This window comes from Niallia circulans, assembly GCF_007273535.1.
GTDB lineage: Bacteria > Bacillota > Bacilli > Bacillales > Cytobacillaceae > Niallia > Niallia circulans_B.
The window spans coordinates 820,313-845,208 of sequence record NZ_RIBP01000001.1 but is presented as its reverse complement, the minus strand read 5'-3'; the positions used below and the strand labels follow the sequence as shown (position 1 = coordinate 845,208).

The following is a 24,896-nucleotide window of genomic DNA, read 5'->3' as shown; positions in this document are numbered from 1 at the left end:
AACTATTATATTTATTAATAGTTCGGTTTTTTTTATGTTATTGTTTACGGTTTAAATACAAGAAATAAAAATCTTAGTGGAATGGAGCGGAGGCCACTCGATTCTAGCCGTAATTAGAAGATGCTCTAGACCTCGCAGAAAAAGACGAGGGTTATCGGAAAGCGAGTGGGTGCAGCGCAACGAGATGAAACATATTAATCTTAAAGACATACTATATTAATTCTCAAAAGGTCAAAAGTTAGATGGATATTATTTATCATTATTATTCTCCACTTATTTTACTTTATCCATCTCAGAGTCCGTAAGGTAAAAAAATTTCTGTTTTTCTAACAAAAATTTCCTGAAGCTTCTCATAGAAAAGTGTAAATACTAAACAGGCAAAAACAGCACAGTTTCTAGGAGGAAATGAAAAAAATGAGAGTGGTACATTCACTAATAGCATGCATGATAATCCTTTTTTGCTCAGTCGGTTTAAATCCAACTGTCTCCGAAGCACAACGAGTTACACATGATCCCGTTATTTTCGTTCACGGCTTAGGCGGAAACAGTACGAACTTTTATTTCATAAAAACCTACTTGAAGCAGCAAGGCTGGGCAGACAATGAGCTTTATGCCATTGAATTAGTTGATAAAACAGGCAACAGTATTACTAATGCAAAACAGCTTGCCACTTATGTAGATGATGTACTAAAGAAAACAGGGAAAAAGAAAGTGGATATTATCGGTCACAGTGCAGGCGGCATTAATGCCTTAACATATATCCTTAATACAGGTGGAAGCAAGGTTAGTGATGTTGTGACATTAGGGTCTCCAAATCGTGTAATAACAACAAAAGCACCTGTAGGAACAGATCCTAACCGCAAGATTTTGTATACTTCCATCTACAGCACAACCGATTATATAACACCATACCGTTTGTCTATCCTTGACGGCGCGAAAAATATTCAAATCAGTGGCGTTGACCATTTAGGGCTTGTTGCTAGTAAAAAGGTGAACGAGTTAATTAAGGCTGGCTTAAATGGCGGCGGTTTGAATACGAATAAATAGTTATTGTATAGGACATCTGAAACTCTTATTGACGAAAGGTCAGTAAGAGTTTTTTAGTGGAAAAAAGAACTTATTACAAGTAGAACTCTTACTAAACTGCATCTATTATTCTTTTATAAAATAGTGGTTTAATTCTTGTATTTTACCTAGCAAATTACCAGCCTAGCAAATCTTACCGGTTGTTTCTCCTCCCGAAATAGATAACAATTAGTTATAGCAAGATAACTTTTTGAAAAACAGGGAGGAAATAATGAAGAATACTAAATTACTAATTTCATTAGTTGCGTGTATGGCTATTATTGTTTCTGTTGTTGGCGTTAAGCCTTCTGTATCTAAAGCGGCATCTAGTCATGATCCAGTCATTTATGTCCATGGTACAGGCGGGAACAGCACTAACTTCTTTGCGATAAAAAGCTATCTTAAAACACAGGGCTGGGCAGATAACGAGCTTTACGCGATTGAACTAATCGATAAAACAGGCAACAGCTACACAAATGCAAAACAGCTTGCAACATATGTTGATCAAGTGTTAAAGAAAACAGGCAAGAGCAAAGTCGATATTATCGGTCATAGTGCCGGCGGAATTAATACACTGACGTATATCTTGAATACAGGCGGAACAAAAGTCAATGATGTTGTGACATTAGGTTCACCTAACCGCTTCATTACATCAACAGCACCTGTTGGAAAAGACTCTAATCATAAAATTTTGTATACATCTATTTACAGTTCAAGTGATTATTTAGTACCAACATGGCTATCTAACCTAAAAGGAGCGAAAAACGTTCAGCTTAGTGGGATTGGCCATTTAGGATTGGTTGCTAACAGCAAGGTCAATGAGCTTATTAAGGCAGGATTAAATGGCGGGGGCCAGAATACGAACTAATATAAGATATAAGAAAAATGACTCAAGAGCTGTCTTGAGTCATTTTTTTTATAAACACTAATCAACCATTTTTAGTATACGAGTTTATTATTTTGCCGTGATCCAATTCATGTACTGTGTCACACAGAATTTCGATATCCTCTCTACTATGGCTTGCGAGTAATATTGTTTTTCCTTGATTTTTCAGCTCTAAAAGGACCTTGCGAATATCTTTCACACCTTGATTATCCAAGCCATTCATCGGTTCATCAAGAATAAGAATATCAGGATTCTCCATCAGTGCCTGAGCGAGACCAAGTCGCTGCCTCATTCCAAGTGAATATTTGCCGACATGCTTTTTGCTTTTAGAATCTAATCCAACCTTTTCAATTACTTGCAGAATCTGTTCTTTTGAGATTTGCTTTTTGATTGCAGCAAGAAATTTTAAATTGGTGTACCCATCATAATTAGGAAGAAAACCCGGTGCTTCAATAATTATTCCAATATTCTCTGGTACGTCACAATCCTTCCCGATTTGCTGATTAGCTATCTTAATACTTCCAGCCGCAGGGAGAACGAACCCGCAAATACATTTTAAGAGCATTGTTTTCCCAGAACCATTCCTGCCAACTAAACCGTGAATTTTATTTTCTTCAAACGATAAGGAAATATTATTTAACACAGTCGTTTCTCCAAAGCTTACTGTTAAATCATGGACCTCTATACCTGCTTGCATCTTAATTACTCCTTTCTTGTTTAAATAGGTGGTAATACATTAATCGTTTGTTTACGGTTTATTACAATGGCTGATACTAACAATGCTCCAATCAGTAGAGCAAAACAAATATAAATATAGGTTATCGACGGCATTGGTGTTGTGCCATTAATATCAATCCGGGCAAGATTGCTCCATGACACAGGTGAAAAACGGTACAAATTATCGTTATTAGTTACAGTCGCATCTAAAACTAGCAGGAAAGATGCTGTTAATATGCCAAACACTCTAGTATTCGAAAAGGAATTAATAACATAAATGATAAGCCCTAATAATACTCCGGTTAACCAGGAAAGCAGGAGAGAAAACCACAATGCTTGAACAGGCGAAAAATAGTGTAAAACATCTGAAGGAATATATGTTTTTAAGTTAACTACAGCGGCAGCATTTGTATTTGCAAGTGTGCCAAGAACCTTTCCCCATTCCATCGTAAATTGAATATTAAATAAGTTAAGCCCGATAGATAGAAGCAGGAGATAGATAAAATAAACTGCTGATGCGATGAAAATATACCCTTTTTGCCCGATGCTCCACGGAATTCTGCCGCTTCTTGCGATTATATAGGGCTGGTTCTCGTCAATAAATGGAGCATCACTAAACAGTAATATTAATGGAAAAAAGAACAGTAGCTTAATAAACTTCTGTGTAAAAAGAAACGGAAACATCCATGGCGAGACATTAATATCAATGTCTTTTCCAAAATCTATGATTTCCTTCGTAAAGCTATGTGTCAATATGATCAGCAGAATAGCGATAATCCAAACGCGGTAATTGGAGGACCATTTACGGAAATTTTGAAAACATACAAATCTTGCTGTATTAAACAACTTCATTACGCACCCTCCTTTTAACTTGATAAGAAAACAGCCAGCCAGCGAGTACTGATAACATAATAAAAATAAAACAAAAGTAGATAAAACTAACGAGAGGACCTTGCTGAATGACATCTGTACTGCTTGTAAGTAAGTAAAGGTCAAATGCATTTGGAAGTAAGTGGGTAGCTTGTTCCAATACATAACTGGCAATTACAGGTGCAGCTATTGCAGCAAAGTGAACGGGAATGAATGCAGATAATGTTAAACCAACAACTGTCCATAATGCTGCTGCCATACTAAAAACAAAACTTTGTGCTAATAAATATAAAGGCGGGAAAAAACCAGTACTAAGTGATTTAAATGGTAGAAACAACACTTCGTTTAAATCTTCATTTGGAAACAAGGGAAACTTAAATGACAATATGATGATAAATAGGATTTGACCTATAAATACAGTTAATAACCCACTGACAAAACAAGTAATAAATTTTGACCATACATATTTGCTAATCCCTGTGCGGATGACAACTGGTTTTATAAATTGGCATTTCCAATCACTGCAGAAGCTGGCTACATAAGGAAATGCTGCAAATAAAACAACCAATTTTTTAAACATTGTTAAACCTATGAAGATATCAAATAAATAAGCTACATTTACACCGACATTATTAATTTCTCCCCAAATGCTTATAAAACTAAGAACAGTAACACCGATGATGGAAAGGTAAAAAACAGGCGACGAAAATACTTGCATAAACGACATAGTTAACGCCCTTCTTTTCATATTAATATTCACTTCCCATTCGCAATTCTTGACCAGTATCTGCATCTATTATTATAGTAAAAAAAACTGGGGGTGTATTTGTGCCTTTTTCATCAGTGGACGTTACATCTTGTTTGGCAGTAAAAACCCATGCAGGCATTAGTTCATAGCTATTGGAATCCTGCTTGGACACAATTGGAACATACTCTAATGCTATTTTAGAAATTGTTATGGGGTCTGTTAATAAGACGTCCTTATACTTGTTTTTAACCATTTTTAAGGCATCTTCCAAGGAACTTGGATTTACTTTATCCTTTATTGTTTTGCCTGTATCATAAATGCCGTCTAAAGTTAAGGCAATTATTCCATCTTTATTAACAACACCTACAACCCGGCTTCCAATAACCGCTATGTCGGCAGCATTATTAAAATAACCTTTATTTGTTATGTTTAGATTGTTATGGACAACAGGAAAGGTGACTACATATGCTTCATCAGCCTTTTCCCATTTGCGAGGATGGCTGCCGTCTTTTTGTTCATAGTCTTCCCATTCACTTTCTAAAGTCTTTAAATCTAAAGCAATTACATCTGGATTTGCAAGATTGGTTACACCGAATTCAGTTGCTGCCTTTTTCACTTGTTCAATGGCTTCATTCCTATTAATGTTTTCAAGTGTTGTTTTATTGTATATTTCGTGCAAATCTGACCGAATATAAGGTTTTGCCCCATAGATAACATCAGAATATTCACGATCACTGTAAAACGAATCTTCAAACATTACACCACCTAATTGTATAGACATATATGATCCATCTGTAAAATCAAAGTAGGTATCTTTATAGTCTGGTTTAATATCATTATTGTTATTGAAAGTATTTGATAATTGTTTGTTATTGACAAACTCCTGCTTTAACGGATCGTTGTTTAAATCCTTCGGTGAGATGGAGAGGGAGGGATATTCGTTATTTCCACCACCAGTTATATCTGCTTTTACAAGTAAGTTTTTGTCCAATTCCACATTAAGATTGTCAGGTATTGGTTCATTTGATTTGTTTACTTGTTTTGAATTAGAAGCAGCGTTTTGATCACCTGTTGGAAAGCATCCTGAAAGCACGACTAGTAATGTACAAAGCAACAATAACCTAATTTTTTTCAAGACTTATGCTCCTTTCAAAATTGATTAAATAGTAATATCATAGACCGATGCAGGTGGTCGGTCTATGTTAACTTAGTCGTTGCAGCTTGTTAAGAGTACCAATAACCTTCTGAGTAAACAGAGTATACATCTGTATCCGCTTGTAAAATTAACTTTTGGCCTTTGGTCGCTTTATTACCATAAGATTTAACAATTTTTTTTGCATTAGAGGGAGTTACCCTGATGTAACCAGTATAAGAAATTGAGCTAATTGACGCACTTTTTCTTATATTGTAATAGTATTTATCAGTGGATATTATATTGTGCTTTGTAGTGTAAATGTAGCCTTTTTGTTCAGAATCATCTTTCGAATTTGGTGCAGAATACGCTACACCACTATTTTGATTCGGAGTTACATTAAAGGAAAAGGATTTCTTTTGTGCAAACCCAGTTGGAGCTACGATCGAAAAAAGAAAAGCGGTGATTAATAAACCTGGTATAAGTTTCTTTTTCATTTTTATCCTCCTGTTACTGTATTAATAATCTGGCAGGGACCTGCATGTCAGATTACGTTTACAATATAACACGACAAGTACCAAGAAAATTCGACAAATTTGTTAACTTTTTCAAAATGTGGCTTATTTTGATATTTTTAGATTAAAAGTCCTAATAACTTGTGAAAACTTTCGTAAAAATTAGAATGCTAAAAAAGGAATGGTGAGGTGATAATACCTAAATCGGCTTTTGCAATGTAAAAAGCTTCAGTTTTTTACAAATGTTTGCAACTAGTTATAATAAGCTGTATATTTAGATTGTAAGCGATTTCATAAAAGGGAGGATAACTAATGAAAAAATGGTACGCTGTATCATTATCATTGCCGTTAGCAGCTAGTTTATCATCCAGGGTCAGTGCTAAGGAAGAGAAAAACCAAAATGATAAAGACGGTGTTTTTTATGAAATCTATGTGAAGTCTTTTTATGATTCTGATGGAAATGGCCATGGCGATTTAAAAGGGGTTATTATGAAGCTGGATTATTTAAATGATGGAAATAGAAATACGAACAAGGATTTACAAGTTAATGGCTTGTGGTTAATGCCGATTAATACCTCTCCAAGCTACCATAAATATGATGTGACAGATTACTATAGTATCGATCCTGAATATGGAACATTGGAAGATTTTCATGAACTGACATTAGAAGCACATAAACGTGACGTTAGAGTTATTATAGATTTAGTAATCAATCATACAAGCAGTGAGCATCCTTGGTTTATAGAAGCTAGCCGAGATGTTACTAGTAAATATCATTATTATTATGTTTGGTCAGATGAACATACTGATTTAAGTGAAACTGGATCATGGGGCCAGCAGGTGTGGTATAAAAATCCGAATGGAGCAGGCTATTATTACGGCACTTTTTGGTCTGGGATGCCTGACTTAAACTTTACTAATCCTCATGTAAGAGAAGAGCTAATAAAGATTGGCCAGTATTGGTTAAAGCAGGGGGCGGACGGTTTCAGGTTAGATGCGGCTATGCATATTTATAAGGGACAAACAACAGATGGTGCATTAAACAACCTAAAATGGTGGGAGCAATTCAGAGCAGCGATGCTAGAGGTAAAAACAGATGTGCATTTGGTTGGAGAGGTTTGGGATGTGCCAGAGGTTGTTGCGCCATACTACAAGTCATTAGATTCTGCATTTAACTTTGATTTAGCCAGCAAAATCGTTCATTCTGTTAAAAGCGGTATAGATGAAGGGATAGCTGCTGCCGCAATAGCTACAGATGAACTTTACAGAACCTATAACCCAAACAAAATCGACGCAACCTTCTTAACGAACCATGATCAAATTCGGGTTATGAGTGAATTTAAGGGAGATATACAGAAGGGTAAATCAGCAGCCTCCATTCTCCTAACATTGCCTGGCAATCCGTACCTATATTATGGAGAAGAAATCGGCATGATAGGTGAAAAACCAGATGAGCTAATTCGGGAACCATTTCGGTGGTACGAGGGTGATGGTGAAGGCCAAACAAGCTGGCAGACACCTGTTTATAATATTGGCAATAACGGTATTTCAGTCGAAGTACAAGACAATAACGAAAATTCGCTGTTAAATCACTACCGTAAAATGATTCGTATTCGGCAGCAGTATGTGGAGTTAGGCAAAGGCAATATAGAAAGTATCGAAGTGAATAATGCCAAAGTTGTTGCTTATAATCGTACGTATAAAAAAAGCTCGATTCAGATTTTTCATAATATCGCAAATGAAACAGTCGTTGTAAAGACTCCACTTATAGGGAAAGTTATTTTCGCAAGTGAACAGGGTGTTAAGAACACGAAATCCTCTTTAACCATTCCAGCACATACAACTGTTTTAGTGAAATAATATTTGTTGCATTCGATCGTAGGGCTCTAGAGTTATTAGAGCCTTTTTTGGTTTTGAGGATTTACGAGAAGGGTTTTCTAGTAACTATAGTAAGTGTCTTTAGAAGTATTATCTGCGTTTTTTGTGTTTTTCTGAAGTTTAACTCATTAGAAAAACACTACTAAAATAGGGTCGATTTATAGTGGCTATATATAGAGACTATAAAATGAAAAAGTTTGTATATATACATAAATATTCTCGTTCATTTACGTAATTGAGTTGTTTTTAAACAAATAGTCACGTTGTTTAGACCTTATAATTATGCATCTAACTATAAAAAACCTTGAATAGATAAGTTATTCGGGAATACTAATAGCGATATTGATTCGAGCTTTTTACCTGTATCCAAAATTGCAGTATGTTATAGTTAAGAAAGTAGCAATTAAGATATCATAGAATAGTGAGGTAAGGTGTTTTGGCAAAATTATTTTACAGTTTGATGGCTGTACTTTTATTGCTTGTTGGCTGCAGCGATAATTCAACGACAAAAGAAGAGGATACAAAGGAAGAAGCTTCTTTTGATGATACACAAAAGGAAGTCGTGGATTTCATTAACAATGAGGTTGCAAAGGTTTCTGCATATGAAACAGAAGCAAACGAAGCACTCGAAACTGCGACAGGCGATAACTTTAAATCAGATGAAGATCTGTATAAAGTGCTGATTAATCAAGTCATCCCAACATATGAAAAAGCTGTTAATGAAGCAAAAAATATCGAGGTTACTTCTTCCGAGTTAAAGCCATTGAAAAAACAAATGGAAGAAGCAACAAGCACATATTACGATGCACTGCAGCTTGAAAAACAAGGCTTAGAAACGAAGGAAGAAGATTTATTCGGTCAATCAAACGCAAAAGCACAAGAGTACTTGCTGTTGATTAAGGATTATCATGAAGATATGGCCAAACTAGCGAAAAAGTATGATATTGACTATCAATCTGAACAGTAATTCAGAAAGAGAGGTACCGATTTGGTATATCTCTCTTTTTTTGTTTATATATATCACAATAATAAAAGGTGAGTATATATAGAAACAGGACAGTTTCCCAATGTCTTGATTTGTTGTAATCTTGTAGTAGGTTTGAAAAACTTACCAGTGAAAAAGGTGGAGATTAAATGAAACAGACTGTGTATATTACAAGAAAGCTGCCGGATGAAATCGTTGAGAAGCTAACGCATTACTTTCATGTCCGAATGTGGGAGGAAGAAGGGAAACCAGTTCCAAGGGAAGTTTTGCTTAAGGAAGTTGAAAATGCGAACGGACTAATCTGTTTATTAACAGATACGATAGATGAAGAGGTCATAAGCAGAGCGAAGCATTTACAGATTATCAGTAATGTAGCAGTAGGCTACAACAATATTGATGTCCAAGCAGCAACGAATAAAGGGATAATCGTAACGAATACTCCTGGTGTATTAACCGAAACGACAGCAGATTTAACTTTTGCGCTGTTAATGGCAGCTGCTCGCGGCATACCTGCTGCTTCTGATGTTTTGCGAAATGGACAATGGGGGGCTTGGTCGTTAATGGAATTTACCGGTCAAGATATATTTGGAGCGACAATAGGGATTATTGGCTTAGGAAGAATTGGCGAAGCACTCGTGAAGCGGGCACAAGGGTTTAACATGAATGTGCTTTATTATAATCGGACGCGAAAATATGATAAAGAACGTGAGCTTGGTATTACCTATGCAGAGCTAACGGAGGTTTTGCAAAAGTCCGATTACGTATGTCTCATGCTTCCGTATAGTCCAGAAGTTTACCATCTGATTGGGAAAGAGGAATTTTCGTTAATGAAACGAAATGCCATTCTTATCAACACTGCCAGAGGCGGGTTAGTTGATGAAGAGGCACTATATCATGCATTAAAAAGCGGCGGAATTTGGGGAGCTGGCTTAGATGTTTTTGAACAAGAACCAGTACCAGTTGATCATCCCTTATTAACTTTAACAAACGTGGTTACATTGCCGCATATCGGAAGTGCAAGCCTTAACACAAGAATGAAAATGGCACATCTTGCAGGAGATAATATAGTAAGGGTGCTTAATGGTGAAGCTCCATTAACAGAGGTTCGTCTGTAAATTTAAGCGAAGCTCTGATTTTTGAGACAAGTGGTAAATTACGGAGCTTTATTCCTTGTAAGCTGTATTTATATACTCTTGCATTTTTATATCTAGTGAAAATTTTAGCGCAAATGGCAAAATCTATGGATAAAATTAGTAGCAGTTCGAAAAATTAGAAGAGTTTTATTTATTCCTGTGAGATAAATTGTTATGGTGCACAAATAATAGTGCCTATATAAAGACACTATATACAGACCCTTGTAAATAAGATAATTCACGCAGTATATAAGCAAGTAAGTGGGACGTTAAATATCATGTTGATCATTTAGTAATATTTTCGGACATGCACTCTTTGTTCATAAAAATTCTCCATGTTAGCCTAAGTATTTTTTTGCTAAAAATAAAAAAATACGTATAATGATTAGTAAATATAAAGAAATGGAGTACATCAAATGGTCCAGTCAATTAACACAAAGGTCGATTTTGTTACAGATGCAACCTCACATATGGGAATTTCAGTGTACGGTAAAATCATGATTGGGGATAAGGGATTTGAATTCTTTAATACGCGTGACGCTCGTAAATTCATTCAAATTCCGTGGGAAGAAGTCGATATTGTGACTGCTTCTGTTATGTTCAAAGGGAAATGGATTCCTCGTTATGCAGTGCAAACAAAGCGGAATGGAAAATATATATTTTCTTCAAAAGATCCGAAAAAAGTGCTGCGAGAGGTTCGCAATTACATTGATGCAAGCAAAATGGTGCAATCCTTAAGCTTCTTTGATGTTGTTAAACGTGGTGTAAGAGGGAAAATAAAAAAATAATAGTTTGGCAATTTGTAATTGAAGTTGAAAACGAGACTTTAATATAATAACTGTTTTAACGCTCTTACAAATGTAACCGCAACCTTTGTGATAAGGTTGCGAAAAAAAAGAATGAAATTTCCCTTGTAAGATGACAATTAAGTATGCTACAATATTTTTGCAAGCTCATTAAAGCGATGCAAAAATTTTTTATTCTAAACTTAAAGCGTTTACATAAAACTAAATATCATCGTCATATTTTTACGTGTTACTGATTCGATCAGGCATGAGTAAAAAGTATTGATTGAAATGATGGATAAGGGGCACTCTATACCTATATCCTCATTTAAATCGACTTTTTACTCATGCCTTTTTTGTTATTTTACCGAAGATGTAACCGCTTTAAATGAGCTGAAGAAATACAGCTGAACTACTCTTGTTTAAATCACTTTAGTAATTTAGCTGTAAATAATAATAGGAGGTAAAAAGATGGTAGGAATTATCATTGCTAGTCATGGTGAATTCGCCACTGGTATCATGCAATCTGGAGCGATGATTTTCGGAGAGCAAGAAAATGTTAAAGCTGTAACATTGATGCCGAGTGAAGGACCTGAAAATGTCAAGGCAAAAATGCAAGAAGCAATCGCCTCTTTCGACAATCAAGAAGAAGTATTATTCTTAGTCGATCTTTGGGGTGGAACACCGTTCAACCAAGCCAACAGCTTGTTAGAAGACCACAAAGACAAATGGGCAATTGTTGCAGGTATGAACTTACCTATGTTGATTGAAGCATATGCATCACGCTTCTCCATGAACACAGCCCACGAAATTGCTGCACATATTCTAGGGACAGCAAAAGAAGGGGTTAAAGTAAAACCAGAAGAATTAGAGCCAGCAGAAACTACTGCTGCAGCTGCTGCTAAGCCGGTTAATGCAGGTACACCTGGTAAATTTGAATACGTGTTAGCACGTATCGACTCTCGTTTACTTCATGGTCAAGTAGCAACTGCTTGGACAAAAACGACACAGCCAACACGAATTATCGTTGTGTCTGATGCAGTAGCTAAAGATGATTTACGGAAGAAATTGATTCAACAGGCTGCTCCTCCTGGCGTTAAGGCACATGTTGTACCAATCAACAAAATGATTGAGCTTGCTAAGGATGATCAACATTTCGGCGGTCAGCGTGCGTTGCTTCTGTTTGAAAACCCGCAGGATACGCTGAAAGCAGTCCAAGGTGGCGTTCCATTAAAGACCATTAATGTTGGTTCAATGGCCCACTCACCTGGTAAGGTTCAGCCGAATAAGGTATTGGCTTTTAGTCAGGAAGACATTCATACATTCGCTAAGCTTAAGGAAGCTGGTTTGAACTTCGATGTACGTAAGGTACCGAACGATTCAAAAGGCAATATGGATGACATTCTCAAAAAGGCACAGGAAGAATTAAACAAACAAAAATAATCGTATAAATCAAAGAAAACGGGAGGACTAATAACATGGATTTAAATATGATTCAAATAATATTAGTCATTATCGTCGCATTTTTAGCTGGTGTCGAAGGGATTTTGGATGAGTTCCACTTCCACCAACCTATCATTGCATGTACGTTAATCGGCTTAGTTACTGGAAACCTAGTACCATGTCTTATCTTAGGTGGTACGCTGCAAATGATCGCCTTAGGTTGGGCAAACATTGGAGCAGCCGTAGCTCCGGATGCTGCATTAGCATCAATTGCATCTGCTATTATTTTAGTTTTAAGTGGACAGGGAGAAGCTGGAGTATCCTCTGCTATCGCGATTGCAGTTCCTCTTGCAGTTGCTGGTTTGTTATTAACAATCATCGTTCGTACAATTGCAACAGCATTGGTGCATTTAATGGACGCTGCAGCTAGAGAAGGTAATATACGAAAAGTTGAACTGTGGCATATCGTCGCAATCTGTATGCAAGGTTTGCGTATCGCAATCCCAGCTGTATTAATTTTAGCTATTGGAGCAGGTCCTGTTAGAGAAATGCTTGAAGCGATGCCAACTTGGTTAACAAGCGGCTTGGCAATCGGTGGGGGCATGGTTGTAGCAGTTGGTTATGCAATGGTAATTAATATGATGGCTACAAAAGAAGTATGGCCATTCTTCGCAATCGGTTTCGTATTAGCGACAGTTTCACAAATCACACTTATCGGTCTTGGAGCTATCGGTGTGGCGCTTGCACTTATTTACTTAGCACTATCTAAGCAAGGCGGCTCAGGTGGCGGCGGTAACTCCAACAATGGAGATCCGTTAGGCGATATTATTGATAATTACTAAGAAGGAGGGGAATAAACAATGGAAAAAGAATTGAGATTATCGAAACGAGATCGTGTTTCTGTTTGGTGGCGTTCCACTTTCCTTCAAGGTTCTTGGAACTACGAACGTATGCAAAACGGTGGTTGGGCATTTTCCATGATTCCTGCCATCAAAAAACTATATAAAACTAAAGAAGATCGTTCTGACGCATTAAAACGTCACTTAGAGTTCTTTAATACACATCCATATGTTGCTTCACCAATTATTGGTGTGACATTAGCTCTTGAGGAAGAACGTGCAAATGGTGCACCAGTTGAAGACACAGCAGTTCAAGGCGTTAAAGTCGGTATGATGGGACCTTTAGCAGGTATCGGTGATCCAGTTTTCTGGTTCACAGTTAAGCCAATCCTTGGTGCATTAGCAGCTTCACTTGCATTAACAGGTAACATCCTTGGTCCAATTATTTACTTCTTTGCTTGGAATATCATTCGCATGGCTTTCACATGGTATACACAAGAATTTGGTTACAAAGCTGGTTCTAAAATTACAGACGACTTATCTGGCGGTATCCTGCAAAGCATCACAAAAGGTGCCTCCATACTCGGGATGTTTATACTCGGGGCCCTTGTTAACAGGTGGGTATCCGTGCAATTCACCCCAGTTGTATCATCCGTTGAACTCGACAAAGGTGCTTTTATCGAATGGGATAAACTACCTGATGGCGCACAAGGCATAAAAACAGCGCTCGAACAGCAAGCCTCTGGTCTATCACTAGATCCTATGAAGGTCACCACATTACAAGCAAACCTAGACAGCTTAATTCCAGGTTTAGCTGGATTGCTGTTAACACTACTGTGCATGTGGCTGCTTAAGAAAAAGGTGTCTCCAATCGTTATGATCCTTGGATTATTCGCGGTTGGTATCGTGTTCCACTTAATTCATCTAATGTAATGAATGCTTGAAGTAAAATATGAAAAACGAAAGCATCTCCTATTTATAAGGAGGTGCTTTTCATGTTTCGATAAGTTGCCACAAATCGATAGCCACCACTTTAAAATAAAGAAAAAAGTTCAACTATATTTGGTAATAGATATGCACTAAAAATATATCACTTTATGATACATGTATCTGTAGACATATATATCATAAATAAATATGTTTTGTCAGGCGGTTTAGCTTTTGCTGAGGAAAAGGACATGAAGCAATTACGAAAGCTTTCTAATGATGGCTGGCATGTTAGTGGGTTTAAATTTATGGGGTATACCTTAAAAAAAGGGGAAAGTGCTGATTATATATATAGTGTAGATTATCGTTCATTAAAGGATATGGAAGCCGAGGAGTATTTCGAATTTTTTGCTTCCTCAGGCTGGACACATATTTCATCAGAAGGCAACATCCACCTCTTCCGAGCATCGCCTGGTACAAAGCCTATTTACAGCGATCGTGAGACTGCGGCTGAAAAGCATGCGAATTCCATAAAATCAATGAAATGGCTCGTATTTTCACTGGTTTTTCTGACAGTATCCGCTTGTCTAGGAGCACTTGTAAGCACAGATACTTTACAAATGGTATTTAATGTACTTGCTGTCGTATTCCTCATTGTCGCCATTCCCGCCGCTTGGACATTGATTGCCACATACAGTAATAAATGGACAGCAGAAGGAAGAAAAGGCTTAGTAACATTGGTGAAGGCTTTACCAATTATATTTCTTCTTTTCGTTGTGTTAGTAATTTTTCAAGTATTTGATAGTATAAGTTATTCTGTTTCTATCTTAGCTGCTATGCTAATAGGTGGTATTGTCGCTCCAATGATTATTTGGGTTATAATGTCGTTATATATAAGGGTGCGGGGAAGAATTTAGGCTTAAAAACATTTGATGTAAAGGGCTTTCTGTCATAAAGAAAGCTTTTTTATATAGAAACGAAGGACAGTTATTCCTTGAAAAGTACTTTTATATCCTTTACCATTAGTTGAATATTAATTATTAGAAAATTATAAATATGCGATAAGGTTAAAGGGGGAATTTATGTGATATCACGTACATGGCATGGTATTGTACCACTTGAAAAAAAGGAAGCCTTTGCTGACTATTTAAACAAAACAGGTGTGGAAGAATCAAAGTCACTTGCAGGTAATTTAGCTGCGCACGTTAAAATTGTTGAGCAAGATAAATATGCTCATTTCTTTTTATGTACAATATGGTCAACATGGGATGCCATTCATCTGTTCGCAGGAAGTACACCAACTATAGCTGTTACCCATCCAGAGGATGAAAAGTATGGCTTAATCTCTGATCCAATTGTCATACACCAAAAAGTGGAGGCACATGAAAATCCGTTTATTTAAATAAATGGAAAGCAAGATAGTCATAATTCTAAAAGAGCATTGATTCCAAGCTGGAATAATGCTCTTTTTTATTCTCTACAAGATTACAACTTACAAATTCTCCAGTCCAAAAAACTCCTTAAAGCCAGCTTTACCAAATGCAGTGATAGTAATTTCACGCGAATTTGCTTTTGATTCAATCCAGCCTAATTCGAGGTACCGTTCAAATAGACCGTTTCCTAATGCACCACCTAAATGATGTGTGCGTTCACTCCAGTCAAGGCATGCATGTGAAAAGGAACGGCGTTTTTTGGATAATGCAACAACATCGACTCCCATTTCTATAAAGAACTGCTCTCCTTTTTCAGTAATGTTAAATTGTTTGTCGCTTTTCTCTAGATATCCAGATTCCTCCATTATGTTTGTTAGCTGCACACTTATTTTCCCTGCTAAATGGTCATAACAGGTTCGTGCATTTTCTAATCGTTTTAACTGACTGGATTGCTTTAATGATCGAACCTCTGGTGGGGGTGAGATGGACATAAAGATTTCAAGTGTATTGGCAACTTCCTCGTTTGCTAAGCGAAAATAGCGGAAGCGCCCATTTTTTTCACTTATCACAAGCTGCTTTTCAACCAGTTTGGCAAGATGAAAACTGGCTGTTTGTGGTGTGATGGTCGCCATATAGGCTAATTCACTTGCAGTATGAAATTTGCCATCCATCAAAGCTGCCAGGATTGTTGCTCGTGATTCCTCTGTAAGAAGAGCGGTTAAGGCGGTAATATTCGGGCTTATACTCATTTTGAACACCTCTGTAATCCATACTTCGATAAGTATCGTATTATATAGCTCTTATAATAATGCTAAAGGAACATATTAACAAGGGAGGAAAAGTGGTTAATTTTAAAGAACAAAAATAGCTTTGGAGGATAATCAACATGAATAAATACATTTTTTTTATCTTAATTATTTTGACGACGGCACTGATGGGATCATCCTTTGCCATCGGAAAATTAGGCTTAACCTATGCCTCGCCTTTATTGCTGGCTGGGTTACGATTTGTTTTAGCAGGCATTATTATGGCTGTTATTGTTAAAAAGTTTAAAAGACCACATCCAAGAGGTTTAAGAGATTGGAGAAAAGTAATTATTTTAGGCTCTCTCCAAACAGCAGGAGTTATGGGTTGTATTTTTATTAGCTTAAGAACTATTACTGCAAGTGAGTCTTCCATTTTAACATTTATGAATCCGTTATTAGTGATTATTTTCGGAACGATATTTTTGGGTATTCGCTATAAATGGTATCAATGGAGTGGCGTTGTCTTAGGGTTTATTGGTGTAGGAATTACGTTAGGAGGCATTAATGAATGGAATGTAGGGTTAGTGTTTGGAGCGCTTTCAGCAGTTTTCTGGGCAATTTCTACATTATTAGTCAATCGGTGGGGAAAGGGGTTTGACACTTGGACACTGTCAGCTTATCAAATGCTATTTGGTGGAATAATCCTCGTTTTTTTAAGTATAGTCCTGGAAAACCCGTTCTTTCTGTTTAACAAATTTTCAATCGTCGTCCTATTATGGCTTAGTATCATGTCGTCAATCGTTCAATTTGCAGTTTGGTATTTCCTTTTACAAAAAGGGGAGCCAGGTAAAACCAGCTCTTATTTATTTTTAGCTCCATTTTTTGGCGTTTTAAGTGGAAATGTGTTGCTGGATGAACCTATTTCTTATGCGTTAATAGGCGGAGGCGCATTTATTTTAATGGGTATCTATCTTGTAAATAATACCTTTAAAAAAGCTGCGGCTGCATGCAATGTGGAGGGAGCGATGATAGATGAAAAGTAAAACTTGGAAAGATTACTTTTATGAAATAATTAAGGCATTAGTTCTTTATAAATAAGAAAGATTCTATTTGAAAAGAAAAAACTATGGCGACAAATAGATTAAAATTGATGCTACTAAATAATCTGAAGGAAATGGAACCATTCAATTCATATATCTTAAAAATGATTAAAAGCTAGTAGAAAGGGTAATATACCTCTATAACAAATAATGAGGTGATGGAAATGTCTAACATGATAAAACAAGAAGAGCTTGAAACATTAAGAGAGTTAATCAAGGATATAGACACGGCCATGCTAACGACCGTAACAGAAGAAGGGCTTGTGTCTCGCCCAATGAAAACACAGGAAGTCGAGTTTGATGGTGACCTATGGTTTTTCACTAAAAAAGAGACAGATAAATATGACGAAATTTTACATGATCAAGACGTGAATGTCGCTTATGCAGGTAAATCCTATGTATCTGTCCGAGGAAGAGCAGAAATCGTTGAGGATTTAAACAAGAAGAAGGAGCTTTGGAGCAAAGCATATGAGAAAATTATGCAAACATCCTATGATGATCCAAGTGTTGTTTTAATCAAGGTAAAAGCAGAAGCAGCCGAATATTGGGAAACTGGTAATTTAACAAAGAAAATGGCGTTTTTCTATAAACGCATGACAGGACAAAGCTCTGATTCGACTGATGTTAATGAAACAGTTGAATTGAAAAATTAATTAATAAAATGGATTGTCTGATTATTAGACAATCCATTTTTTGTGCGAAATGTAATATATATATGGAATAATGTTATATATATGTTACTATATTAGTAAGGAGGGATTTACTTATTTGGAAAATAAAGTGAAAATTTCTCGTCTTCAAGTTAATTTAACACAGCAGCAGCTGGCAGAAAAGATCAACGTTACCCGTCAAACAATTAGTTTAATTGAGAAGGGAAAATATAATCCATCCTTAAAGTTATGTATAGATATTTGTCGTGCAGTTAATAAAACGCTAGACGATGTATTTTGGCCAGAAAAGGAGGAAAATGTTGAATGAAAATGATTAAAGACGAACGCTTAAAAATTCAAAATCTCAAAAACATCCGCATTGCCTACATCATTCAAACCGCTGGTATACTTGCCATTTTAGGGTATGACCTAGTAACTAAAGGGTTTGACGAAATGATGGATAATCCCTTATGGTTTGTGTTTATGATTTCAACAATTGTCTCAGCCTATTTATCAATGAGCATTAGTGCAGACCATGAGAGCACTAAGAAAAACCCAAAAAAGAGCTTATGGATTTCCATTGCTGTGCTCTCCTTAATTACGGCAATTTTTGTCCTGGTGGTGTCCTTTACAGATGGAATAAACATGGGGTTAATGATCGGTGGAATTATATTTATTTGTGGTATTACTCCGATTATATATTTATATTATTTGCGATTAAAACGAAACGAGGATATTACGGAAGAATAAATAAGTTTTACTTAATGTTTTAGGGGCAGGGATGAAAAGTCTATGCTCTTTTTTGTTACGCTCTTCTTATCTGCAAGCTTGTATGTTGAAACATTTCTAGCACTTATCCGTAATAAGTTAAGAGGTTACCTGTTTACAGGAGGTAGAAAAGTGAAAAGAAGAAAACTTACTGGTTTAGTAATAGTTCAATTCATTATCGGAACACTGGTTTTATTTGGTAGTATTTATAGTTCTGTTACAGAAAACTTCAGCTTACAACCGTTTGTATTTCTCCTTTTAAGTGCATGGTTAATTATTATTGGGGTGCAGGAATATAAAAGAACGAAGAAGCTCGGGTGGGGAATCCTTTATTTAGGCAGTTCGCTTTTTGTTTTTTATGTTGGTGTGGAAGGTATTATAATGATGTAATGGAACGTCAAAATAGGGATTACAAAAAACTACAATAATATTGAAAAAAACGGATGGGCTCATTTCATCCGTTTTTATGTATCACTCTATCATTACTCACAAAAGCTGAAATGTATTTCGAGAAAATGTAATCAACCCATCATCCTGCATGCGACTGAGTTCTCTTGATAATGCACTTCTGTCCACGATTAAATAATTGGCTAGCTCCTCTCGAGAAAAAGGAATCGTAAAGTGCTGGGTATCACATTTTTGTGACTGCAAATGTAAATAATGCAGAATTTTGTTGCGGAGATTTTTATGGGAAACAATGTCTAATTTATGATATAACTCTTGGTTTTTTTGTAATAGCAGTGTAAAGAGGTTTTCGATTATTCTTGCTCGTAACGCACAAATGACTTTATTAGGCTGAACGATATTTTCTTTATGAAAAAAGAGAATTTCGCAGTCAGTTGCCGCAGTTACATCATACTCCACTCCAGTTTGAGTGAATTGAAGAGCTGTCTCCCCAACAATTTCCCCTGCGCTTAATTCAGTGAAAATAAACGTTGATCCAGTAATATCCTCACTGCTTAAGAAGATAGTCCCTGTCAGAACGATTCCAAAGGTCGGAAGAGGGGCTTCTTTACTAAAAATTATCTCCCTTTTTTGATATTTTTTTGTATATCCCTTTAAGCAATGGATAGATTCTCCGATTTCTTCCTCAGAAAAACCGTTAAATAAATCGATGTTTTGTAAGATTTTAAATGAATTTTGCAAAAGTCTCACCTCTTGTTGCCTAGGCAACCGAAATTTACTATTCCGTCTGTTATACTCCAATTAATTGATAAAGATTATCATTATTGATTGATATCATTATAGCTAATTACCTGAAATATTCAATACATTCTTTGTAATAGAAGGGGGAAAAAATGAATTTTCCGATAGAACAGGTATTTTCGTTAAGTGCTGCCATAGCTTATCGTCATAACCAAATAAAGAGCACTGTATTAATAAGTGAAAATAATACCAATATTGTGATGTATGCAATGGATTCAGAAGAAAGCATCAGCAGTGAATCCTCACCAAATAGGAAAATGGTGTTTGTATTAGATGGGAGCTTAAATATAACTATTAACCAAACTTCCTATGCTTTACATATAGGAGATTCATTCGTCATAGATAAAAACACGCAGCATGCAATTGAGGCACTTGAAAGATGTAAGTTCGTCCAAATCAATTATAACAATAAGGAGATTTAACATGGGAGCAGATAGCTTAATAAAAAAAATACCACATTCACAAGTAATTAAATTGGGGGATATGGTTGCAGTTGAAGCGAATCAGGTTTCGAGTATGACATTAGTACAAAGACCTTCTATCGGAATGACCTTATTTTCCTTAGGTGAAGGGGAAGCAATAAAAATGCATACATCACCAGGAGATGCTATGGTGCAAATACTATCTGGCATTGCAGAGATTATAATTGGTGAGGAAAAATATCTTGTTCATGATGGCGAAACCATAATTTTACCAGCAAATATACCACATGCATTACATGCAATCCAATCGTTTCAAATGCTGTTAATTGTTGTGAAACCAGACAAGCAATAAGAGAGGTGCAGCAAAATGGGGAAAAAGGAAGTTGGACATACCTTTTTAGCAAGATTAGGTAAAAAGCGATTAAGACCAGGCGGAATTGCAGCAACCAATTGGTTAATAAATCAAGCTAACTTAACGAACAATTCAAAAGTACTAGAAGTTGCTTGCAATATGTGTACAACCTCGATTGAACTTGCAAAAACATACAAATGTAACATAACAGCTATCGATATGGACACAAATGCATTAGCAAAAGGCAAAAAGAATATCGAAAAAGCGCAGCTTCAAAACTATATCACTGTTCAGCAGGGGAATGCTATGAATCTACAGTATGCAGATAATACATTTGACGTTGTATTTAATGAAGCAATGCTAACAATGTTTAATGAATCCGCAAAAAAGAAAGCAATATCCGAATATTATCGTGTGTTAAAACCAGGCGGCGTGTTATTAACACATGACATAATGCTAACAAAAGGGACACCGCAAACACTAGTGAATACATTAAGAGACATCATTCACGTTAATGTCTCACCACTTCCGCAGGATGAATGGAAGCATACATTTAAGACAATAGGCTTTACAGAAGTAAAAACAAACTCAGGAGCCATGTCGTTGATGAACCCAAAAGGAATGATTCGAGATGAAGGATTACTTGGCATGCTAACAATTATTAAAAATGGTCTGAAAAAGGAAAACAGACAAACGTTTAAAAGCATGTTCAAGTTTTTTAATCAGTCAGGAAAAAGCTTAAACTATATTGTTGTTTGCAGTAGAAAGTAGGTGACACTATATTTATTTTAACAATATAATTTTAGTCCCAATGCCAGTGATAGGTTCCGTTCACTGGCTTACTTTAATTCTGTTATCTAACAATTACTTCTCAATATTTATCTTGGATAATACCTGATTATTGAAGTCATTATATTTAACTTTTTCTTTAGCCCAAATACTAGCAAACAATTTTTTATCCTCGCTAAATTGCTCCTTAAGTTGTTCCAAATTTGAAATATCACCTGTAAACTCTGTATTATCATCAATAACAACTTCAAATGGTCCTTCATAGGAGGCCGCTAGAGACATATCGTCTGGATGTGTGCCTATAACGATGCTATCATCGTCAACCTCAAGAATTGTCCCACCATAATCTGCGCCGGTGATTATGGACTTTTCCGTGTTGTTACAGCTAATTAAAAGGAATATGAAAATTATTAATGAAAAAACGGCTATTTTTCTCATTTTTTGTCTCCTTGGTATTGTTTAAAGATAATACGCAGGAGAGGTTAAAAGGTTTCAGCGTTTATAGAATTGTAAAAGAATACGGAGCATTGAATAATTTAAGAAGTATGTCTAATCGGGTTTTCCATTTTGGTGGATTACAAGGGGATTTTGGCAAAGCAAAACCGGGACAATCTGTTTATGAGGATTGTCCCGGTTTTTATTTTGCATATATTTTATTTACATATAGTCATATTCTGAGTCAACAAAATAGAGCCAGTGATAATATTCAATCTGTGAATCTGTCATTTTTGAGATTTCATTCTCATTGAATTTTGTTTGCTCCATTAATTTCTTTACTTTGGAATTTCTTTCTACTCGGCTCATTTTAAATCCTCCCTTAAGTGTGAGAAGTAACGAATTGGTTGAGTTGAAAACGTTTTCCCTCTGTTCTTATCTTTATTATATATCTCAATATGAGATTAAACAAATATTAAAATTAGATTGTTTTTCGAAAAATAATCCGAAATTGTTATTTATCTTTATTATGTATAAGGGTATGAATCTTTTTTAACAGTCGCACGTAAAAAAAGGTAGTAAGAAAATGGAAAAATACCTACAAGGAGGAGTACAGATGATCTGGATTACACTTGGAATTGTTATTATTTTAGGCGGACTTGGATTATGGGGACAATTATCAAGAGCAAAATGGTTAGAGGAAAAATCTAATAAAAGTAGGACGTCTTAACAATATGATGAAACTATTCTTTATGCTTGCAGCTGTCAGTCCGCCATTTTTTGCTTTCTTTGAAAAAGGAGCTACTGGAATCTTATTGTCATTATTCTTTTTGTTTCTTGCCGCAGGATATAGTAAGCCCAGGCCAACTAAAACACAATAAGTGAATGAAGCAGTACATATAAATTGAAAAAAGGTGCACAAGTTATATTACCAGCAATATTAATTACAGTTTCCGTTTTATCATTAGCTTGGTTTGTTGGTGATAAGCATTTTCCCTGCAGCAAATAATAGAACAGTACTTAGTTGTGATAATCATCAAAAAAACCTCCATTAATTGGAGGATTTAGGTATAGATAAGATAGGAAAGGAAAGGAAATAAAAGTAAGCTGTACTCAAACCAGCAATAATCTAAATTCAACTTCCTAAATCTCTATAAACGAATATCTAAAATAATATCAGCTAAAAAGTAATCGATAACCAAAATAGCCTAAAACAGCAACTACAATTAATAAAATCGTAAAGCCAGTTTCTTTCCAATTGCTGTTACCAGTAAACTCTAATGTGCTGCCATTGTCTGCTTTATCTATTGAATCCTTTAATGTTCCTGTCGGATTGTTTTTTAACTCTTGCTGCCGTAGTTGCTCGCGTTTTTCTGCAGCTGTTTGCTTACCAGTCATAGGAAGAACCTCCAATTTGTTCATTTTTTACATTATACAGTATTTTTGGAAAAATGAACAAATTGATAATTTACTATTGGCATAGTTTATAAAATAGATAGGGCATAGCTATTTGTAGATTTAAGCTAGGCTGGGGAATATAGGTTATTCCATATTATAAATAATGTCTTATTAGGAGTGTTAACTTGAAAAAAGTCTTAACCATTATGATAGCCATTATCCTTGTTGGAGGGATAGGAATAATTATTTACAATGTTAATTTTAAAGATAAAGATTTTAATTCTGTTACCGGAATCAACAATGAAGATATTACCTCCATTGAAGTCACAAAGTTAAGTGTTGATAGCAATAAACAACAAGTCGTGAATGTTACTAATCCAAAAGAAATATCGAAAATAATGAGTGATTTTGCAGATGCAAAATGGGTGAGAGAGCCTAGGTCCTTAAATCTGGATGATTATTATAGTGTTATCATGAAGAACGAGAAAATTCCAGAAGCAGTATTGTTTGTTAATAGTAATGACTCTTTTCTTGTCTCAACTTCTAAAGACGAAGGAAGTAATACAAACTCCTTCATCTTTAAGGAGGATAAAATAATCGAGATTCAAAAATTATTTAAGTAAGGACTGTTACTTTAAAAACGAGTAATTGTCTAGCTAGTAAAAATTCTTTTAAATCTAACTCCACCTCAAATAGCTGCACCTTAATAAACAAGCAAAAACTAAGAAGTTAATTTTCTAGGTTTTTGTTATACTTATATCTATCATACCCCAATAGAATGGTGATAGTAATGAATGCAGATGAATTGAAAACGAAGATTCAGAAATTATCAATATGGAAAAAAGGGGACCAGCGTGCCCCACATAAACCGCTATTAATTCTTTATGCCTTAGGACAAATGCAGGCTCAAAGTGATAGATTATTGTCTTATGAAGAAACTAGAGTTAGGCTGACAGAATTACTGCGAGAATTTGGTCCAATTCGCAAATCTTATCATCCAGAAGAGCCGTTTGTGCGGTTAAAGAAGGATGGCATTTGGATTTTGGATAGAGAGGTAAATGAAAAAAGCCCCAATAATCGTCAGCTACTTAATGATCATGTGTCAGCTGGTTTTACAAGAGAGGTTTTTGGTCTTTTAAATGAAAACCAAAGCTTGATGCAGGAGGTTTCCCAAGTAATATTAGATAAGCACTTTCCTGAAACCATGCATGAGGATCTTTTAGATGCGGTTGGTCTTGATTTTACTTTATATACAAGGAAGAAAAGAGATCCTAAGTTTAGAGAGCGAATTTTGAGAGCATATGGATATAGCTGTGCAATTTGTGGTTTTAATGTCCGATTAGCTCATACGCTTGTTGGGATTGAAGCGGCACATATTAAATGGCATCAAGCAGGTGGACCTGATACAGAAGAAAATGGAATTGCCTTATGCTCACTGCATCATAAGCTCTTTGATAGAGGTGTATTTACGTTAACAGAGGAACGAAGAATGATTGTTTCTCAAGATGCACATGGTACTCATGGATTTCAGGAATGGTTAATGAATTTCAATGGCAAAACCGTCCGTGAACCAATTCAAGCCTACTATTATCCAAATCAAACTTATTTAAATTGGCATGTGAAGGAGGTCTTTAGAGGACCTAGCTACATGATTTAGAATACACGAAAAGGAGC

Annotated in this window: 32 protein-coding genes; 22 read left to right on the top strand and 10 right to left on the bottom strand. The window is 35.8% G+C overall.

Annotation, left to right across the window (positions count from 1 at the left end; translation table 11 throughout):
* The first annotated feature begins 405 nt into the window (after window positions 1-405).
* Both CEQ21_RS05050 and CEQ21_RS05045 read left to right on the top strand, forming a co-directional pair.
* The gene (locus tag CEQ21_RS05050) at window positions 406-1,047 is read left to right on the top strand and encodes an esterase/lipase family protein (RefSeq protein WP_235907169.1); all 642 of its coding nucleotides are present in this window, start codon (window positions 406-408) and stop codon (window positions 1,045-1,047) included.
* A gap of 250 nt (window positions 1,048-1,297) precedes the next feature.
* On the top strand, window positions 1,298-1,933 hold the full coding sequence (locus CEQ21_RS05045) for an esterase/lipase family protein (RefSeq protein WP_185763534.1): 636 nt from the start codon (window positions 1,298-1,300) through the stop codon (window positions 1,931-1,933).
* A 61-nt stretch (window positions 1,934-1,994) separates the two neighbouring features.
* Here CEQ21_RS05045 and CEQ21_RS05040 read toward each other — a convergent pair whose 3' ends face one another.
* From CEQ21_RS05040 to CEQ21_RS05020, 5 genes are all read right to left on the bottom strand, one after another.
* Window positions 1,995-2,648: an ABC transporter ATP-binding protein gene (locus CEQ21_RS05040; RefSeq protein ID WP_185763533.1), complete on the bottom strand. Its 654-nt coding sequence runs from the start codon at window positions 2,646-2,648 to the stop codon at window positions 1,995-1,997.
* Window positions 2,649-2,668: 20 nt separating this feature from the next.
* Entirely contained in the window at window positions 2,669-3,520 is an 852-nt protein-coding gene (locus CEQ21_RS05035; protein ID WP_185763532.1) for a hypothetical protein, read from the bottom strand.
* Window positions 3,507-4,265 carry a hypothetical protein gene (locus CEQ21_RS05030; RefSeq protein ID WP_185763531.1) on the bottom strand — a complete coding sequence of 253 codons (759 nt, stop codon included), beginning with the start codon at window positions 4,263-4,265 and terminating at the stop codon, window positions 3,507-3,509. The genes CEQ21_RS05035 and CEQ21_RS05030 overlap by 14 nt, the downstream gene beginning before the upstream one ends.
* A 22-nt stretch (window positions 4,266-4,287) precedes the next feature.
* Complete coding sequence (locus tag CEQ21_RS05025) at window positions 4,288-5,421, bottom strand: hypothetical protein (RefSeq protein ID WP_185763530.1); 1,134 nt, start codon at window positions 5,419-5,421, stop codon at window positions 4,288-4,290.
* Between the two features lie 89 nt (window positions 5,422-5,510).
* Window positions 5,511-5,915 (bottom strand): hypothetical protein, encoded by a 405-nt coding sequence (locus CEQ21_RS05020; RefSeq protein ID WP_185763529.1) that lies wholly within the window; start codon window positions 5,913-5,915, stop codon window positions 5,511-5,513.
* 330 nt (window positions 5,916-6,245) lie between these two features.
* On the opposite strand from CEQ21_RS05020, the gene CEQ21_RS05015 reads away from it, so the two are divergent.
* From CEQ21_RS05015 to CEQ21_RS04975, 9 genes are all read left to right on the top strand, one after another.
* The gene (locus tag CEQ21_RS05015; protein WP_185763528.1) at window positions 6,246-7,793 is read left to right on the top strand and encodes an alpha-amylase family glycosyl hydrolase; all 1,548 of its coding nucleotides are present in this window, start codon (window positions 6,246-6,248) and stop codon (window positions 7,791-7,793) included.
* A 454-nt stretch (window positions 7,794-8,247) separates the two neighbouring features.
* The gene (locus tag CEQ21_RS05010) at window positions 8,248-8,778 is read left to right on the top strand and encodes a hypothetical protein (protein WP_185763527.1); all 531 of its coding nucleotides are present in this window, start codon (window positions 8,248-8,250) and stop codon (window positions 8,776-8,778) included.
* Window positions 8,779-8,945: 167 nt separating this feature from the next.
* Window positions 8,946-9,911, top strand: coding sequence for a 2-hydroxyacid dehydrogenase (locus CEQ21_RS05005; RefSeq protein WP_185763526.1), 966 nt, complete (start codon window positions 8,946-8,948; stop codon window positions 9,909-9,911).
* A gap of 434 nt (window positions 9,912-10,345) precedes the next feature.
* Window positions 10,346-10,717, top strand: coding sequence for a DUF956 family protein (locus CEQ21_RS05000; protein ID WP_185763525.1), 372 nt, complete (start codon window positions 10,346-10,348; stop codon window positions 10,715-10,717).
* 468 nt (window positions 10,718-11,185) lie between these two features.
* Complete coding sequence (locus CEQ21_RS04995; RefSeq protein ID WP_185763524.1) at window positions 11,186-12,157, top strand: mannose/fructose/sorbose PTS transporter subunit IIA; 972 nt, start codon at window positions 11,186-11,188, stop codon at window positions 12,155-12,157.
* Between the two features lie 35 nt (window positions 12,158-12,192).
* A complete protein-coding gene (locus CEQ21_RS04990) occupies window positions 12,193-12,999 on the top strand; it encodes a PTS mannose/fructose/sorbose transporter subunit IIC (protein ID WP_127739723.1) in 807 nt (268 codons plus the stop codon).
* A gap of 18 nt (window positions 13,000-13,017) precedes the next feature.
* Entirely contained in the window at window positions 13,018-13,929 is a 912-nt protein-coding gene (locus CEQ21_RS04985; protein WP_185763523.1) for a PTS system mannose/fructose/sorbose family transporter subunit IID, read from the top strand.
* Window positions 13,930-14,174: 245 nt separating this feature from the next.
* On the top strand, window positions 14,175-14,840 hold the full coding sequence (locus CEQ21_RS04980) for a DUF2812 domain-containing protein (protein ID WP_185763522.1): 666 nt from the start codon (window positions 14,175-14,177) through the stop codon (window positions 14,838-14,840).
* A 167-nt stretch (window positions 14,841-15,007) separates the two neighbouring features.
* Window positions 15,008-15,325: a hypothetical protein gene (locus CEQ21_RS04975; protein WP_185763521.1), complete on the top strand. Its 318-nt coding sequence runs from the start codon at window positions 15,008-15,010 to the stop codon at window positions 15,323-15,325.
* A 90-nt stretch (window positions 15,326-15,415) separates the two neighbouring features.
* Here the strand turns inward: CEQ21_RS04975 and CEQ21_RS04970 are convergent, their stop codons facing one another.
* Window positions 15,416-16,105, bottom strand: a complete 690-nt coding sequence (locus CEQ21_RS04970; RefSeq protein WP_185763520.1) for an ArsR/SmtB family transcription factor — start codon at window positions 16,103-16,105, stop codon at window positions 15,416-15,418.
* Window positions 16,106-16,242: 137 nt separating this feature from the next.
* Between CEQ21_RS04970 and CEQ21_RS04965 the strand changes: the two genes are divergently transcribed.
* The 5 genes from CEQ21_RS04965 to CEQ21_RS04945 all read left to right on the top strand — a co-directional run bounded on the left by CEQ21_RS04965 (window position 16,243) and on the right by CEQ21_RS04945 (window position 19,010).
* Window positions 16,243-17,145, top strand: coding sequence for a DMT family transporter (locus CEQ21_RS04965; protein ID WP_185763519.1), 903 nt, complete (start codon window positions 16,243-16,245; stop codon window positions 17,143-17,145).
* A gap of 221 nt (window positions 17,146-17,366) precedes the next feature.
* Entirely contained in the window at window positions 17,367-17,855 is a 489-nt protein-coding gene (locus tag CEQ21_RS04960; RefSeq protein ID WP_185763518.1) for a pyridoxamine 5'-phosphate oxidase family protein, read from the top strand.
* Window positions 17,856-17,970: 115 nt separating this feature from the next.
* The gene (locus CEQ21_RS04955; RefSeq protein ID WP_144454421.1) at window positions 17,971-18,180 is read left to right on the top strand and encodes a helix-turn-helix transcriptional regulator; all 210 of its coding nucleotides are present in this window, start codon (window positions 17,971-17,973) and stop codon (window positions 18,178-18,180) included.
* Window positions 18,177-18,602, top strand: coding sequence for a hypothetical protein (locus tag CEQ21_RS04950; protein WP_185763517.1), 426 nt, complete (start codon window positions 18,177-18,179; stop codon window positions 18,600-18,602). Before CEQ21_RS04955 ends, CEQ21_RS04950 begins: the two co-directional genes overlap by 4 nt.
* 150 nt (window positions 18,603-18,752) lie before the next feature.
* Complete coding sequence (locus CEQ21_RS04945) at window positions 18,753-19,010, top strand: DUF3953 domain-containing protein (protein ID WP_185763516.1); 258 nt, start codon at window positions 18,753-18,755, stop codon at window positions 19,008-19,010.
* Between the two features lie 96 nt (window positions 19,011-19,106).
* On the opposite strand, the gene CEQ21_RS04940 is transcribed toward CEQ21_RS04945, so the two are convergent.
* Window positions 19,107-19,766, bottom strand: coding sequence for a Crp/Fnr family transcriptional regulator (locus CEQ21_RS04940; protein WP_185763515.1), 660 nt, complete (start codon window positions 19,764-19,766; stop codon window positions 19,107-19,109).
* A gap of 152 nt (window positions 19,767-19,918) precedes the next feature.
* Between CEQ21_RS04940 and CEQ21_RS04935 the strand changes: the two genes are divergently transcribed.
* The 3 genes from CEQ21_RS04935 to CEQ21_RS04925 are packed head-to-tail and all read left to right on the top strand — an operon-like array spanning window position 19,919 to window position 21,371.
* Window positions 19,919-20,248: a cupin domain-containing protein gene (locus tag CEQ21_RS04935; protein ID WP_185763514.1), complete on the top strand. Its 330-nt coding sequence runs from the start codon at window positions 19,919-19,921 to the stop codon at window positions 20,246-20,248.
* Window position 20,249: 1 nt separating this feature from the next.
* The gene (locus CEQ21_RS04930; protein ID WP_185763513.1) at window positions 20,250-20,600 is read left to right on the top strand and encodes a cupin domain-containing protein; all 351 of its coding nucleotides are present in this window, start codon (window positions 20,250-20,252) and stop codon (window positions 20,598-20,600) included.
* 15 nt (window positions 20,601-20,615) lie between these two features.
* Complete coding sequence (locus CEQ21_RS04925) at window positions 20,616-21,371, top strand: class I SAM-dependent methyltransferase (RefSeq protein WP_185763512.1); 756 nt, start codon at window positions 20,616-20,618, stop codon at window positions 21,369-21,371.
* 93 nt (window positions 21,372-21,464) lie between these two features.
* Here CEQ21_RS04925 and CEQ21_RS04920 read toward each other — a convergent pair whose 3' ends face one another.
* Window positions 21,465-21,827, bottom strand: coding sequence for a hypothetical protein (locus CEQ21_RS04920; protein ID WP_185763511.1), 363 nt, complete (start codon window positions 21,825-21,827; stop codon window positions 21,465-21,467).
* 219 nt (window positions 21,828-22,046) lie between these two features.
* On the bottom strand, window positions 22,047-22,193 hold the full coding sequence (locus CEQ21_RS04915) for a BH0509 family protein (protein ID WP_185763510.1): 147 nt from the start codon (window positions 22,191-22,193) through the stop codon (window positions 22,047-22,049).
* 365 nt (window positions 22,194-22,558) lie between these two features.
* Between CEQ21_RS04915 and CEQ21_RS04910 the strand changes: the two genes are divergently transcribed.
* On the top strand, window positions 22,559-22,705 hold the full coding sequence (locus CEQ21_RS04910) for a hypothetical protein (protein WP_185763509.1): 147 nt from the start codon (window positions 22,559-22,561) through the stop codon (window positions 22,703-22,705).
* 295 nt (window positions 22,706-23,000) lie between these two features.
* Here CEQ21_RS04910 and CEQ21_RS04905 read toward each other — a convergent pair whose 3' ends face one another.
* Window positions 23,001-23,222 (bottom strand): DUF6366 family protein, encoded by a 222-nt coding sequence (locus CEQ21_RS04905; RefSeq protein ID WP_185763508.1) that lies wholly within the window; start codon window positions 23,220-23,222, stop codon window positions 23,001-23,003.
* Between the two features lie 185 nt (window positions 23,223-23,407).
* On the opposite strand from CEQ21_RS04905, the gene CEQ21_RS04900 reads away from it, so the two are divergent.
* Window positions 23,408-23,845, top strand: coding sequence for a hypothetical protein (locus tag CEQ21_RS04900; RefSeq protein WP_185763507.1), 438 nt, complete (start codon window positions 23,408-23,410; stop codon window positions 23,843-23,845).
* A 167-nt stretch (window positions 23,846-24,012) separates the two neighbouring features.
* On the top strand, window positions 24,013-24,879 hold the full coding sequence (locus CEQ21_RS04895; RefSeq protein ID WP_185763506.1) for a phosphorothioated DNA-binding restriction endonuclease: 867 nt from the start codon (window positions 24,013-24,015) through the stop codon (window positions 24,877-24,879).
* The last annotated feature ends 17 nt before the right edge of the window (window positions 24,880-24,896 follow it).

What these genes read in the sequence shown, in the direction of transcription:
- CEQ21_RS04930 (WP_185763513.1), top strand. Translation starts at nt 20,250, where the DNA reads ATGGGAGCAGATAGCTTAATAAAAAAAATACCACATTCACAAGTAATT.
- CEQ21_RS05015 (WP_185763528.1), top strand. Translation starts at nt 6,246, where the DNA reads ATGAAAAAATGGTACGCTGTATCATTATCATTGCCGTTAGCAGCTAGT.
- CEQ21_RS04960 (WP_185763518.1), top strand. Translation starts at nt 17,367, where the DNA reads ATGTCTAACATGATAAAACAAGAAGAGCTTGAAACATTAAGAGAGTTA.
- CEQ21_RS04925 (WP_185763512.1), top strand. Translation starts at nt 20,616, where the DNA reads ATGGGGAAAAAGGAAGTTGGACATACCTTTTTAGCAAGATTAGGTAAA.
- CEQ21_RS04950 (WP_185763517.1), top strand. Translation starts at nt 18,177, where the DNA reads ATGAAAATGATTAAAGACGAACGCTTAAAAATTCAAAATCTCAAAAAC.
- CEQ21_RS04965 (WP_185763519.1), top strand. Translation starts at nt 16,243, where the DNA reads ATGAATAAATACATTTTTTTTATCTTAATTATTTTGACGACGGCACTG.
- CEQ21_RS05040 (WP_185763533.1), bottom strand. Translation starts at nt 2,648, where the DNA reads ATGCAAGCAGGTATAGAGGTCCATGATTTAACAGTAAGCTTTGGAGAA.
- CEQ21_RS04895 (WP_185763506.1), top strand. Translation starts at nt 24,013, where the DNA reads ATGAATGCAGATGAATTGAAAACGAAGATTCAGAAATTATCAATATGG.
- CEQ21_RS05050 (WP_235907169.1), top strand. Translation starts at nt 406, where the DNA reads ATGAAAAAAATGAGAGTGGTACATTCACTAATAGCATGCATGATAATC.
- CEQ21_RS04990 (WP_127739723.1), top strand. Translation starts at nt 12,193, where the DNA reads ATGGATTTAAATATGATTCAAATAATATTAGTCATTATCGTCGCATTT.
- CEQ21_RS04985 (WP_185763523.1), top strand. Translation starts at nt 13,018, where the DNA reads ATGGAAAAAGAATTGAGATTATCGAAACGAGATCGTGTTTCTGTTTGG.
- CEQ21_RS04995 (WP_185763524.1), top strand. Translation starts at nt 11,186, where the DNA reads ATGGTAGGAATTATCATTGCTAGTCATGGTGAATTCGCCACTGGTATC.
- CEQ21_RS05020 (WP_185763529.1), bottom strand. Translation starts at nt 5,915, where the DNA reads ATGAAAAAGAAACTTATACCAGGTTTATTAATCACCGCTTTTCTTTTT.
- CEQ21_RS05000 (WP_185763525.1), top strand. Translation starts at nt 10,346, where the DNA reads ATGGTCCAGTCAATTAACACAAAGGTCGATTTTGTTACAGATGCAACC.
- CEQ21_RS04970 (WP_185763520.1), bottom strand. Translation starts at nt 16,105, where the DNA reads ATGAGTATAAGCCCGAATATTACCGCCTTAACCGCTCTTCTTACAGAG.
- CEQ21_RS05035 (WP_185763532.1), bottom strand. Translation starts at nt 3,520, where the DNA reads ATGAAGTTGTTTAATACAGCAAGATTTGTATGTTTTCAAAATTTCCGT.
- CEQ21_RS04935 (WP_185763514.1), top strand. Translation starts at nt 19,919, where the DNA reads ATGAATTTTCCGATAGAACAGGTATTTTCGTTAAGTGCTGCCATAGCT.
- CEQ21_RS04980 (WP_185763522.1), top strand. Translation starts at nt 14,175, where the DNA reads ATGAAGCAATTACGAAAGCTTTCTAATGATGGCTGGCATGTTAGTGGG.
- CEQ21_RS04905 (WP_185763508.1), bottom strand. Translation starts at nt 23,222, where the DNA reads ATGACTGGTAAGCAAACAGCTGCAGAAAAACGCGAGCAACTACGGCAG.
- CEQ21_RS04910 (WP_185763509.1), top strand. Translation starts at nt 22,559, where the DNA reads ATGATGAAACTATTCTTTATGCTTGCAGCTGTCAGTCCGCCATTTTTT.
- CEQ21_RS05005 (WP_185763526.1), top strand. Translation starts at nt 8,946, where the DNA reads ATGAAACAGACTGTGTATATTACAAGAAAGCTGCCGGATGAAATCGTT.
- CEQ21_RS04920 (WP_185763511.1), bottom strand. Translation starts at nt 21,827, where the DNA reads ATGAGAAAAATAGCCGTTTTTTCATTAATAATTTTCATATTCCTTTTA.
- CEQ21_RS05030 (WP_185763531.1), bottom strand. Translation starts at nt 4,265, where the DNA reads ATGTCGTTTATGCAAGTATTTTCGTCGCCTGTTTTTTACCTTTCCATC.
- CEQ21_RS05045 (WP_185763534.1), top strand. Translation starts at nt 1,298, where the DNA reads ATGAAGAATACTAAATTACTAATTTCATTAGTTGCGTGTATGGCTATT.
- CEQ21_RS04915 (WP_185763510.1), bottom strand. Translation starts at nt 22,193, where the DNA reads ATGAGCCGAGTAGAAAGAAATTCCAAAGTAAAGAAATTAATGGAGCAA.